We start from the raw sequence: 12,000 nt of genomic DNA, 5'->3' as shown, positions 1-12,000 counted from the left end.
TCCGGCGGCGCCTCCTCGCGCTTCACCAGGAACTCGACGAGGCGGTTCGGCCCGAGCCACAGGACCTCGCCGGCGCCGGCGAGCTTCTCCCCGAACACCGACAGCCGCTTCTCGACGCGCTCGCGGACGGCCTGCGCCTCGAGGCTCGCCTCGGACTCGGTGGTGAAGGAGGCCCACTCGGGCTTCTGCCCGGCCTCCTCGGTCTTGCGATAGGCGACGAAGTAGCGCGGCATGCAGTCACCTGCCTCTCGATTGGCCCATGAGGTCGAGGAATCGTCGGAACAGGTAGTGCGCGTCGTGCGGCCCCGGCGAGGCCTCCGGGTGGTACTGCACCGAGAAGACGGGGAGGCTCCGGTGCCGCATCCCCTCGCAGGTGCCATCGTTGAGGTTCACGTGCGTGACCTCGAGGCCGTGGGCGGCGCACGAGTCAGGGTCCACGGCGAAGCCGTGGTTCTGAGACGTGATCTCGACCCGGCCGGCGACGAGGTCCTTGACGGGGTGGTTCGTGCCGTGATGCCCGAACGGGAGCTTGTACGTCCGCGCGCCCAGGGCGAGCGCGAGGATCTGGTGGCCGAGACAGATGCCGAAGACCGGCAGCTGGCCGAGGAGCCGCCGGACGGCCTCGGCCAGATAGGGCACGCCCTCCGGGTCGCCGGGACCGTTGGCGAGGAAGAGGCCGTCGGGGCCGAGCGCGAGCACCTCGTCGGCGGGCGCGAAGGCCGGGAGCACCGTGACCCGACAGCCGAGGGCGACGAGCTGGCGGAGGATGTTCCGCTTGACCCCGGAGTCGTACGCCACCACGTGATGGCGCGGCGTCGGAGCGTCCGCGTAGCCGGCGCCGCGCCGCCAGACCGACTCGGTCCACTCGTAGCGGCCCGGGCACGTCACCTCCTTCACCAGGTCCCGCCCGACGAGCCCGGGCGAGGCCTTCGCCTTGGCCACCAGGCTGCGCGGGTCCAGGTCCTCGGTCGAGATGACGCCTTCCTGCGCCCCGCGGTCGCGGAGGTGGCGCGTCAGCGCCCGCGTGTCGATCCCCTGGATGCCGACGATGCCCTGGGCGGTGAGGTACGCCTCCAGGGTTCCCACCGCCCGCCACGACGAGGCGATCGGCGAGGCCTCGCGGACGATGAAGCCCTCGACCCACGGCCGATGGGACTCGACGTCCTCCGGGTTCACGCCGGTGTTCCCGATGTGGGGGGCCGTCATGCAGACGAGCTGCCCCTTGTAGGACGGGTCGGTCAGCACTTCCTGGTAGCCGCTCATGGCGGTGTTGAACACGACCTCGCCGACCGCCTCTCCGGGCGCGCCCAGCGCCTCACCCTCGAATACCCGCCCGCCGGCCAGCGCCAGCAGCGCCCGCTGTCCAGCGCTCACCGCGAGGGCCCTCTCTCGACGACGCCCTCCGCCATGACCACCCGGCCCCCCACGATGGTCATCCAGGGCGCCCCGACGCACCGCCAGCCGCGGAACGGCGTGTTTCGCGCTCTGGAATAGAAACGGCCCGGGTCGATCACGTGTTCCCGATCGAGGTCCAGGATCGTCACGTCTCCGGGCGCGCCGGGGGTGAGGCTTCCACCCGGGAGATCGAGGATCCGGGCCGGGCCGACCGTGAGCCGCGCGATCAAGGTTCCGAGGTCGAGCACCCGCTCCCGGACCAGGTGGGTGAGGCAGAGCGCGACGGCCGTCTCCAATCCGACGATCCCGTTGGCCGCCTGATCCAGCTCGACCTCCTTGTCCGCCAGGGCGTGGGGCGCGTGGTCGGTGGCGATCGCGTCCAGCGTCCCGTCGGCCAGCGCCTCGCGGCACGCCTCGACATCGCGCTTCCCCCGGAGGGGCGGCGCCATCTTGGCGTTGGCATCGTAGCTGCGGAGCGTCTCGTCGGTCAGGAGGAGATGGTGCGGCGTGACCTCGCCCGTGACCGGAACCCCCCGGGCCCGGGCGTCCCGGAGAAGCCGCACCGCGGCCGCGGTCGAGACATGGGCGATGTGGACGCGATGACCCGTCAGCTCGGCCAGCGCGATGTCGCGGGCCACCATGATCTCCTCGGCGGCGGCCGGGATCCCCCGCAGCCCGAGGTCGGTCGAGACGAACCCCTCGTGCATCACGCCCCCGTCGGCGAGGGTCGCGTCCTCCGCGTGGGAGACGATGGGCTTGCCGAAGGCCTGCGCGTACTCGAGGGCGCGCCGGAGAAGCGCCGAGCTCATCACGGGCCGCCCGTCGTCCGAGTACGCGACACAGCCCGCCTCGGCCAGCTCCCCGAGCTCGGCGAGCTCCCGCCCGCCGAGCCCGCGGGTGACGGCGCCGATCGGATAGACGCGGACGACGCCCTCGGCGCGGGCCTGCGCCGTGATGTAGTCGGTGACGGCGCGGGTGTCGTTGACCGGCTGCGTGTTCGCCATGCAGGCGATCGCCGCGAAGCCACCGGCCGCGGCGGCGCGGGTGCCGGTGGCGATCGTCTCCTTGTACTCCTGCCCCGGCTCGCGGAGGTGGACGTGGATGTCCATGAACCCGGGGGCCACCACCCGACCCCCGGCATCCACGGAGGGCGTCTCCGCCGGCACCTCCAGCCGAGGTCCCACCCGGCTCACCCGCCCGTCCAGGATCAGGACCTCGGCGGGCGCGTCCAGGCCGTTGGCCGGATCGATCACGCGGCCGTTCCGAATGAGCAGGTTCATGAGCGCTCCGCCTCCGCCGGTTTGCCGCTGCCAGTGTAGTCAGACCCCGGGCCGGGCCGAGACCCGAGCAGATCAAGGACGCAGGCCCGACGTGCGCGCCGCAGGACGTCGCGGGGCTGGGGCCCCGCCGTCCGAGGCGCGCCAACCCCAGAAGGTGCGTCGAGGCGTATGCCGCATACGTTGAGGCGCACCGGGGGCCGAGGACGCCGAGCTGCGACGGGTATCGGCACGGCCTACGCCTCCGCGGGCTTGCCGCCCAGCAGCAAATACAGGAGAGCCATCCGCACCGCGACCCCGTTGGCGACCTGCTCGAGGATCACCGAGTACGGGCCGTCGGCCACCTCGGGCGCCATCTCGATCCCCCGGTTCACCGGCCCCGGATGCATGATCAGGACGTCGTCCCGCGCGCCGGCCAGCTTCTCGAGCGAGAGCCCGTAGAGGCGCGAGTACTCTCGGAGCGAGGGGATGTAATTAGCGGTCATCCGCTCCTGCTGCAGCCGCAGCATCATGATGACGTCGACGTCCCGGATCGTGTCCTCGAGCCGGTAGGCGACCTTGACCCCCAACTCCTCGATCCCGGGCGGGATGAGGGTCGGCGGCCCCGCCACCGTCACGCTCATGCCCATCTTCCGCATGCCGGCGATGTTCGAGCGGGCGACCCGGCTGTGAGCGATGTCGCCTACGATCGCCACCGAGAGCCCCTCGAGGTGACCCCGCTTCTCCCGGATGGTCAGGAGGTCCAGCAGCGCCTGGGTCGGGTGCTCGTGCATGCCGTCCCCGGCGTTGATGATCGAGCACTTGAGGGCCCGCGCCAGCATGTGGGGGGCGCCCGACGCGGAGTGCCGGATCACGACGCAGTCGGGGCTCATCGCTTCGATGTTCTTGGCCGTGTCCATCAGGGTCTCGCCCTTCACCACGCTGGAGGACGAGCCCGAGACGTTGATGACGTCGGCCGACAGCCACTTTCCGGCGATCTCGAACGAGGTGCGCGTCCGCGTCGACGGCTCCAGGAAGAGGTTCACCACGGTCTTGCCGCGCAGGGCCGGGACCTTTTTGATCTCGCGGCTCGCGATCTCCTTCATGGACGCCGCCGTGTCCAGGATCGTCTGGATCTCGGCCGGCTCCAGGCTGCGGATCTCGAGGAGGTCCTTGCGCTTGAGCCCCATGCCGCCTCCTCTCACCCTTCAGGTTCCTGGATCACGACGCGGTCCTGCCCGTCGTGCTCGCGGAGTCGAACCTGGACGATCTCGCGTCGGGCCGTGGGCAAGTTCTTGCCGACGTAGTCCGGCCGAATCGGGAGCTCCCGGTGTCCGCGATCGATGAGGACGGCGAGCTGGATCAGCCGCGGCCGGCCGAGGTCCATGATGGCGTCGAGGGCCGCGCGGATGGTCCGCCCGGTGTAGAGGACGTCGTCCACCAGGACGATGGTCCGGCCACCCACCGCGAAGGGAATCTCGGTGGCGCGCAGGACCGGCGCCTCGGCCTTGAGCCCGAGGTCGTCCCGGTAGAGGGTGATGTCGAGGGCGCCCACCGGGACCTTCGTCCCCTCGATGGTCTGGAGGCGCTCGGCGATCCGGCGGGCGAGCGACACCCCGCGGGTCCGGATTCCGACCAGGGCCAGGCCGTCCGTCCCGCCCGCGCGCTCGAGGATCTCGTGGGCGATGCGGGTCAGGGCCCGGTCGATCCCCGGCTCGTCGAGAACCTGGGCCTTCTCGCGGAGGGTCATCGGGCGCCCCTCCGCGCGCGTCCGGGCATCAAAAAACCCTCCCCGGTCCCCGGAGAGGGTTGCCGACACCGTGCTCGCAGGATCATCGTCTCTCCTTATGGACCTCGCAGGGCCCACTTAAAGGAGCCATCGCCCACACACTCTACGCAGGGCGACTGCCGTTGTCAAGCGCGCAATCGATCTCGCGCAATCGATCTCCTCCCGCAATCGATCTCATGCGCCACTCACCGGTCGCGACGCTGCCCGCTCCCGGGATGCCGAGAACCCTCCCGCTGGCGCGCCGCCCTCTGGATGGGCTACACTGGCCGGCCATGGGACGTCGTTCGACGAAGAGGTCTCCCATCAGACCCGATCCCGAAAGGAGTGGCTCGCGATGAAGGAATTCCGGCTCACGCGCCCGCTGGTGATCCCCATCGTCGCGTTCGTCGTGCTGTTGGCGCTCGCCGGGACCTACGCCCTCGTGGTCGGCGGTCCACGTCGAGCCTTCGCGACGGCCGAAACCTCGGACGAGCCCGTCTTCCACACCGGCGAGGCCTGGGCGGTGGTCTCCGCAACGGGAGCCCTCGTCCGGAGCAGTGGCGGCGGGAGCGTCCTCGGGTGTCGGCGCAACGCCCTCGGCCAGTATCAGTGCATCTTCGGCCAGAACATCAACCGATGCGTGTATCAAGCCACCGTGCGCGGCAGCATCCCGGGCATGATCGCGGTGTCCGAGCACCCGGTCGACCGCCGGGGAACCTCCGTCAGGACGTTCGGCCCCACGGGCGCCGCGAGCGACCGCGGCTTCATGGTCTCCGTGAACTGCGTCTTTTAGCCCGCGCCTCTCCAGGGTTCCGGCAGCCGAATTTCGATCGGAGGAGCACCATGACCGACGCGTCCCTCGCCTTCGAGTCGATCACCGGGCTGGCCGCGCGCATCCGGACGGGCAGCCTGAGTCCCGTCGCACTGGCCGAGCAGCTCCTCGAGCGCATCGCGGCGCTGGACAAGCGACTTCACGCGTTCATCCTCGTCACGCCGGACCGTGCGCTGGCCGAGGCGCGGGCGGCCGAGAGCGCCCTCCGGGGCGGCCAGGACCTGGGGCCGCTCCAGGGCATCCCGTACGCGGCGAAGGACCTCTACGACGTGAAGGGGTTGCCCACCACGGCCGGCACGCGCCTCCTCGCGAACAACGTCGCGCGCGCCGACTGCCCGGTGGTCCAGAAGCTGGCCGCCGCCGGCATGCCGCTGCTCGGCAAGACCTACACGGTCCAGTTCGCCTTCGGCGGCGTCGGGATCAACCACGACCAGGGGACGCCGCACAACCCGTGGCATCCGACGCCGCTCGCGCCCGGCGGCTCGTCCAGCGGCACCGCCGTCGCGGTCGCCGCCGGCCTCACGCCGATGGCGCTCGGCAGCGATACCGGCGGCTCGGTCCGCATCCCGGCCGCGCTCTGCGGCGTCGTGGGCCTCAAGACCACCGTGGGGCGCATCAGCCGCGCGGGCGTGTATCCCTTGAGCTGGACCCTCGACAGCGTCGGCCCGCTCACCCGGTCGGTGGAGGACGCCGCGCTCGTCTACCAGGTCCTGCAGGGCGTCGACTTCCGGGACGAGACGACCGTGGGCGTGGCGCCGCACGATGTGCTGGGCGGCCTCAAGGCCGGCGTCAAGAACCTCCGGATCGCGTTCGGCGAAACGCTCTTTTTCGACGACGTGGACGCCGAGGTGGCCGCGGCCGTCCGCGAGGCCGGCCCGGTGTTCCGGTCGCTGGGCGCGCACGTCGGAAGCGTCGCGGTGCCTGAGGCGGCCGAGGCCTGGGCGGAGAAGCCGCGCCCGCTGCTGGCGGCCGCCGAGGCCTGCGCGGTCAACGCCCGGTTCCTCGACGACCACTTCGACGCCCTCGATCCCGTCGTGGCCCACCGGATGATCGCCGGCCGGACGCTGCCCGCGACCGATTACTTCATGCTGCTGCGGCGGAATGCCGCGCTCCGGGAGCGGGTCAAGCAGACCCTCCGGGACGTCGACGCGCTCATCGTCCCCACGACCATGATCCCCGCCCGCCCGCTGGCCGACATCGACGCGAGCCGGGAGAGCTACACCGATTACAACGTGCGGTACCTGCGGAACACCTCGATCGGAAACATCCTGAACCTGTGCGCCGTCTCGGTGCCCTGTGGGTTCACGCGGGAGGGGCTGCCGATCGGGCTGATGGTCTACGCCAAGCCCTTCGAGGAGGACGTGGCCCTCCGCGTCGCCTGGGCCTACGAGCAGGCGACCCAGTGGCACGCCCGCCGCCCCGACCTCGCCTGGGCCCGCGAGGCCGCCTGACGGCGTCGGCGCCCCGGGCGCGATCGGCGCCGCCGGAGGGCCCGGCAGCCCGCCGAGCCAGCTCGGACGGTACGCTTGGCCTGCGAGCGGCTATTGGTTCTGGAAGAGGAAGCCCCGAACCCAGGTCCGCGTGCCACCAATAACGGCGCCTACCGTCCGGTCCAAACACAGCGCACTCGTCACGCGCATCGGCGTTGACAGAACCGTGCTGCCCGAGACCGACCCGAGCGTTCCGGTATTGATCGCGTAGCCTTCAGCGATCACAACGCCGCTGCTCACCGTCCTGAGAACGAATCCGATGCGATCACCGGGGGGGACTCCGCCGCCGGGGGCGCTGCCGGTCACGAAATCGACGCCCGTGACCATGAACGCGAATCCGGCCGGAATGGAAAACGGCGCCGTCGTGCCGTCCCCCCTGATCCTCCTGTTCACGACCACTCCGCTTCCGTGGCACGCTTGCCCCAAAACCGAAATCGCAACGATCGAGTCACTGGGCTTGGGCAGTCCCACGTCCGCCGTCGCGATGCCCGGGGCACCCAGAACGAGTGCGCACAGCCCGAATACCATGTGCCGTCGCGTCATGATGCTCCTCCCTTCTTGCGGCTCTCTTGCCGGGTGTGTCGTGCTTTCATCAATCCCCTTCCAACGTCGGCCGTCCAAAGCACCTGGCACCTGTCGGCTCCTCGCGCCGTCACCCCGGTGGCCCGTCCCCCAGGGTGGGTGGAGTGTAGCGCGCCCGCGCCGGGCACCGCAACGGCCCCGGCCGCTGGCAGCTGAGGGTGCCGATAGCCGAGCAGAACGTCAACCCGCCAGCCCCCAGAGAGTGAAACGGTCCGATCGAGTCCGCCGCTCAGCGCATCATCGGTCCACGGCGGGGGCGAGCATCACACGGCGAGCGTCGAGAACGGACGTCCGCTCCCCCGCGATCGCATGTATCATGGGCCCCAGGCGTTGAGGTAGCGCGATCATGGTAGCGTGCCCTCCGCCTGCTGCGCGAGGTCTGCGGGCTCGACGTGCGTGATCTGCCCGAAGCCGCCGTCTGCTGCGGCTTCGGCGGCTCGACCTCGCTGGAGCGTCCCGAGATGGCCCGGGAGATCGCCGCGCGAAAGCTGGATAACGTGGCCCAGACAGACGCCGCCGTGCTGGTCACCGACAACCCCGGGTGTCTCCTCCACCTCCGAGGCGCCGCCGACGCCCGCGGCATGACGCTGCGGGTGGCCCATGTCGCCGAGATCCTCGCGGAGCAGCTTTCCCCGTCCTGATCGGCGAGAAGACCAGCGCGCTCTTCCGGAGCCCGGACAAGCCGTTACAATGTGCTCGCATACGGAGAGCGAAGGGAGCGATACCATGCCCCGACCTCTGTCCCCCGAGATCAAGCAGCTCCTCGACGGCCCGAACTTCGCCCATCTCGCGACCCTGATGCCGGACGGCTCGCCGCACAGCGTGCCCGTCTGGGTGGGACGCGACGGCGATCGGATCGTCGTCTGCACCGGCGAAGGCTCGCTGAAGGCGAAGAATACCCGCCGCGATCCTCGGGTCGCGCTCTCCATCGTGGACTTCCGCGATCCGTACCGGGAGACCCAGCTCCGCGGCCGCGTCGTCGAGCGCCGTCCTGACCCTGCCCTCGAGTTGATGGATCCCATCTCCCACAAGTACACCGGCAAGCCATTCCCCTTCCGCAGCCCGGAGGGGAGAGTCGCGCTCGTGATCGAAGTCGAGAAAGCCCGCTACGCCCAGCTACCCTTCGAGCACACGCCGCCGAAGCTCGCGTAGGAAGCGATCCCCCACCTCTACCGGGTCTGTCGCTAGCCGGAAGACGTCGCGGAGGCCTGGCAATCCGCCCCTCATAGGAGGACAATAGACGACACGGGATCTGGGTCCGCATAGGCGACAGACGCCCCCCATGCACTGCACCGTGGAGACCGGGTTCGTCGGCCGGACGTATGACGACTTCCTCTTCCGGCCACAGCCCGGCGTCGCCGCCTCGCGGCGGGACATTTCCCTGAGGACTCGTCTCTCCCCGCGCCTGAGCCTCGAGCTGCCGGTCGTGTCCGCCAACATGGACAGCGTGACCGGCGCCGAGATGGCCAAGGCCATGGCCCTCGAGGGCGGGGTCGGGTTCATCCATCGGGGCATGCCCATCGCGACACAGGCCGAGGCCGTGGCGCGGGTCAAGCGCACCCACAGCTACATCGTGGAGCAGCCCCTGTGCCTGCCCCGCGGCACGACGATCCGGGAGGCCCGGGAGTTCACCGTGCAGCACAACATCACCGGGATCCTCATCGAAGAAACGCGCGGCAGCGGGATCCTGGTCGGGCTGCTCTCCAACCGGGACCTGCCGTGGATCGAGGGCTTCGAGGATCACCGAGTCGAGGAGTTCATGACTCCTGTTGAGAAGCTGGTCACCGGACCGCCCGACATCGCCGTCGAGGCCGCCGAGCGGCGGATGTTCGACCATCGGATCGAGAAGCTCCCGCTGGTCGACGCGGACGGGCGCATCCAGGGTCTCATCACCAAGAAGGACCTCATCCTGGCTCGGCGCCGTCCCTACACGAGCAAAGACGCGAAGGGCCGCCTCCTCGTCGGCGCGGCCATCGGGGCCCGGGGCGACTTTCTCGAGCGCGCCGCCGAGCTCCTGCGCGTGGGCGCGGACCTGATCCTGATCGACATCGCCCATGGCGACTCGGCCATCATGGGTCAGGCCGTGGGGGCCTTCCGGGCCAAGTTTGGCGGCGTGGCACTCGTCTGCGGCAATGTGGGGACCTCTGAAGGGGCGGCATTCCTCCGGGACCTCGGCGTCGACGCCATCAAGGTGGGCATCGGGCCGGGGCGGGGCTGTCGCACGCGACTCGAGACCGGGGCCGGCGTCCCCCAGCTCCAGGCCGTCCGGGAGGCCTGGTGTGCGGTAGGGGAGACAGTGCCGATCATTGCCGATGGGGGGATCAGGGACGACAAGGACATCTTCCTGGCGCTGGTCTGCGGGGCCTCCTCTGTCATGCTCGGCAGCATGCTGTCGGGGACCGACGAGGCGCCCGGCTCAGTGATCGAGGATCCCGGGACAGGCGAAAAGCGGAAGATCTACCGCGGCATGACGTCGCCTCAGGCGGTGTTCGACGCCCTGTACAGCGGCGAGAGTCCGGAAGCCTCGGAACTCGCCCTTGACGTTCCCGCCGAGGGCCAGGAGGTCCAGATTCCGTACAAGGGTTCAGTGCTGGAGATCCTGCACCGCATCCGCGGCCATCTCCGATCGGCGGTGAGCTACGCCGGCGAGAACACGCTCGCCGCCGTGCGAGCCAAGGTCCTTCCCGAGCCCCTGCGGTACCTCATTCCCCTGTCCCCCGCGGCGCGAGCAGAGTCGTACGAGCGCTGAGGCGGCTCAGGGGTCCACGGCTCGGCGCCCGCCCTGACCGAGCTCATGAACGCGAGGCCGGTCATCGCGCGCCGCCGTACGTCGCCACGAACGCCAGCACCCGCTTCCAGGCATCCGCCGAGGCGTCGGCGAACTCGGTCTGGCGGCGGTCGAAGAAGCTGTGGGGCGCCCCGTCGTAGACGACGGACTCGTGCGGCACCCGGGCGCGCTCGAGGGCCTGATCGAAGTCGTCGACCGCGCTCTTCGGGATGCCGGGATCGGCGCCCCCGTACAGGGCCAGGACGGGGCAGGCGAACCGGCTCACGGCGTCGATCGGCTTGGGCCGGTCCGGCCATCGGGCGAGGCCGAGGGGCCAGCCGTAGAAGCCGATCACCCCGGCATACCCGAGGCCGCTCGCGGCCTGGAGGAACGAGAGCGCCCCGCCGAAGCAGAACCCGACGGAGAAGAGCGCGCGGATGGCCCCGCCCTCCTTCGAGCGCAGGAAGGCGGCGGCCGCCGCGATGTCGGCCTGGAGCGTCTCCGGCGTCGTCTGGGGCACGTGGGTCATGAAATCGAAACCCTCGCCGCGGTCGTCCTGGCCGGCCGTCCGCCCGAAGTAGTCGACGGCGACCGCGTCGACGCCGTGCTCGGCGAAGCGCAGGGCGAGCTCCTTGTAGTAGGGGTGGAGCCCCCGCACGTCGGGCAGCACGATCATCCCGGCGCCGCGTGACTGCGCCGCCCGGGCGGCGTAGGCCGCGAAGCGGGTCCCGTCGGCCGAGGTGAGGAGCAGCTCGCGGGCGTCAGTCGCGCCGCCGGCGATCGGCGGGATCGGGGGTCGAGCGTCGAGGTCGAAGCACATGGCCTCTCCTTTTATCCGCGCTTCTGCGGGTCGAGCAGGATGACCACCGGGTCGGTGCCGATGACCTTGATGCGGAGGCGCCACGGGGCGGGGCCGACCTGTTCGAGCGGGAAATAGGCGAAGGTGTGGCCGGTGACGGCCGGCGCGCCGCCGCCGATCGTCGTCCCCACGCCGACGCCGCCGCCCACCCCGACGCCGCCGCCGAATCGGCCGCCGCCCACGCCGACTCCGAGCCCGATCCCACTCCCGCCGCTGCGAGCCGGCGGGTGCTCGATGGTCTCGGGCCGCACCGGGCTCCCGTCGGCTCTCAGGATCTGGGCATCCTCGAGACGATAGCCGCCGGTGTCGATCTCGATCCGGAGGCGGTCGGTGAGCACCTGATAGTCGGCGGAGATGGCGACCCCGGACGACGGCTCCGCGGGGGTATACGGGAGACGCGACGACGCGCAGCCGGCCAGGAGGAGCGCGAGCAGGACCGCGAGGACCGTCGGCCTCTCCCCCTCGAGAGACCCCGCCCGCGGCCCGGCCGCCCGGTCGGCGGGTGCTACACTGCGGGCACGGCCATGGGAGGCGCGAGAATCCTGGCGGGAGCGGTGGCCCTCGTCACCCTGACGGTCGGTGGGCCCGGTGAGGGCTCGGAGGCGCCGGTTGCGCGCGCGAGGCTCGTGGGCCACCCGCAGTCCCGGTTTCCCCTGGCCGTCTACGTCGCCCCGCTGGGGGATTCCGTCCTCGAGGCCGCCCTTCGGAGCGCGGTCATGGACTGGAGCCGGATCTTCACCGAGACGCTCGGCGTGGCGGCGTTCGTCGGGCGCGAACGGCCGGAGGATGCCCAGGTCGTCGTGCGCTTCGCGGCCGCCGGGTCGGGCGTGATGGGGCGGACCACCATGGACGCCGAGGACAGCGGGGTCCTGCGGCTCCCGATCGAGATCACGCTCGCCCCACCGGTCGCGCGAGGCCAGACGTCGGCCGAGCGGGTCCTCTACCAGGTGGCGGCGCACGAGCTCGGGCATGCCCTGGGTCTCCCCCACCGGAACGACCCGACGTCGGTGATGTGCTGCGATCCCGACGGCCTCAACTTCGACGACCCGGC

General features: G+C 70.8%; 14 protein-coding genes. 6 read left to right on the top strand and 8 right to left on the bottom strand.

Annotation, left to right across the window (positions count from 1 at the left end):
- The 5 genes from VGW35_26145 to pyrR all read right to left on the bottom strand — a co-directional run.
- The coding region (locus VGW35_26145) for a hypothetical protein (protein HEV8311160.1) at positions 1 to 233 on the bottom strand (233 nt) is incomplete at its 3' end.
- Between the two features lie 4 nt (positions 234 to 237).
- A complete protein-coding gene (gene carA / locus VGW35_26140) occupies positions 238 to 1,374 on the bottom strand; it encodes a glutamine-hydrolyzing carbamoyl-phosphate synthase small subunit (GenBank protein HEV8311159.1) in 1,137 nt (378 codons plus the stop codon).
- Complete coding sequence (locus VGW35_26135; protein HEV8311158.1) at positions 1,371 to 2,675, bottom strand: dihydroorotase; 1,305 nt, start codon at positions 2,673 to 2,675, stop codon at positions 1,371 to 1,373. Before VGW35_26135 ends, carA begins: the two co-directional genes overlap by 4 nt.
- A 233-nt stretch (positions 2,676 to 2,908) precedes the next feature.
- Positions 2,909 to 3,841, bottom strand: a complete 933-nt coding sequence (locus tag VGW35_26130; GenBank protein ID HEV8311157.1) for an aspartate carbamoyltransferase catalytic subunit — start codon at positions 3,839 to 3,841, stop codon at positions 2,909 to 2,911.
- Positions 3,842 to 3,852: 11 nt separating this feature from the next.
- Positions 3,853 to 4,401 carry a bifunctional pyr operon transcriptional regulator/uracil phosphoribosyltransferase PyrR gene (gene pyrR, locus VGW35_26125; GenBank protein HEV8311156.1) on the bottom strand — a complete coding sequence of 183 codons (549 nt, stop codon included), beginning with the start codon at positions 4,399 to 4,401 and terminating at the stop codon, positions 3,853 to 3,855.
- Between the two features lie 373 nt (positions 4,402 to 4,774).
- On the opposite strand from pyrR, the gene VGW35_26120 reads away from it, so the two are divergent.
- The gene (locus tag VGW35_26120) at positions 4,775 to 5,212 is read left to right on the top strand and encodes a hypothetical protein (protein ID HEV8311155.1); all 438 of its coding nucleotides are present in this window, start codon (positions 4,775 to 4,777) and stop codon (positions 5,210 to 5,212) included.
- A 50-nt stretch (positions 5,213 to 5,262) separates the two neighbouring features.
- Positions 5,263 to 6,702 (top strand): amidase, encoded by a 1,440-nt coding sequence (locus tag VGW35_26115; GenBank protein HEV8311154.1) that lies wholly within the window; start codon positions 5,263 to 5,265, stop codon positions 6,700 to 6,702.
- Between the two features lie 90 nt (positions 6,703 to 6,792).
- On the opposite strand, the gene VGW35_26110 is transcribed toward VGW35_26115, so the two are convergent.
- Entirely contained in the window at positions 6,793 to 7,284 is a 492-nt protein-coding gene (locus VGW35_26110; GenBank protein ID HEV8311153.1) for a hypothetical protein, read from the bottom strand.
- 404 nt (positions 7,285 to 7,688) lie between these two features.
- On the opposite strand from VGW35_26110, the gene VGW35_26105 reads away from it, so the two are divergent.
- The 3 genes from VGW35_26105 to VGW35_26095 all read left to right on the top strand — a co-directional run bounded on the left by VGW35_26105 (position 7,689) and on the right by VGW35_26095 (position 10,072).
- Positions 7,689 to 7,964, top strand: a complete 276-nt coding sequence (locus VGW35_26105; protein HEV8311152.1) for a (Fe-S)-binding protein — start codon at positions 7,689 to 7,691, stop codon at positions 7,962 to 7,964.
- Between the two features lie 85 nt (positions 7,965 to 8,049).
- On the top strand, positions 8,050 to 8,475 hold the full coding sequence (locus tag VGW35_26100) for a PPOX class F420-dependent oxidoreductase (GenBank protein ID HEV8311151.1): 426 nt from the start codon (positions 8,050 to 8,052) through the stop codon (positions 8,473 to 8,475).
- 130 nt (positions 8,476 to 8,605) lie between these two features.
- Positions 8,606 to 10,072, top strand: coding sequence for an IMP dehydrogenase (locus VGW35_26095; GenBank protein ID HEV8311150.1), 1,467 nt, complete (start codon positions 8,606 to 8,608; stop codon positions 10,070 to 10,072).
- A 61-nt stretch (positions 10,073 to 10,133) separates the two neighbouring features.
- Here the strand turns inward: VGW35_26095 and VGW35_26090 are convergent, their stop codons facing one another.
- On the bottom strand, positions 10,134 to 10,910 hold the full coding sequence (locus tag VGW35_26090) for a dienelactone hydrolase family protein (protein ID HEV8311149.1): 777 nt from the start codon (positions 10,908 to 10,910) through the stop codon (positions 10,134 to 10,136).
- 11 nt (positions 10,911 to 10,921) lie between these two features.
- Positions 10,922 to 11,287 carry a hypothetical protein gene (locus VGW35_26085; GenBank protein ID HEV8311148.1) on the bottom strand — a complete coding sequence of 122 codons (366 nt, stop codon included), beginning with the start codon at positions 11,285 to 11,287 and terminating at the stop codon, positions 10,922 to 10,924.
- 186 nt (positions 11,288 to 11,473) lie between these two features.
- Between VGW35_26085 and VGW35_26080 the strand changes: the two genes are divergently transcribed.
- A partial coding sequence (locus tag VGW35_26080; protein HEV8311147.1) for a matrixin family metalloprotease occupies positions 11,474 to 12,000 on the top strand: 527 nt, incomplete at its 3' end.

It is taken from the genome of Candidatus Methylomirabilota bacterium, assembly GCA_036005065.1.
Lineage (GTDB): Bacteria > Methylomirabilota > Methylomirabilia > Rokubacteriales > DASRDR01 > DASYQW01.
The sequence above is the reverse complement of the archived record's forward strand: the minus strand, read 5'-3'. Positions and strand labels throughout refer to the sequence as shown.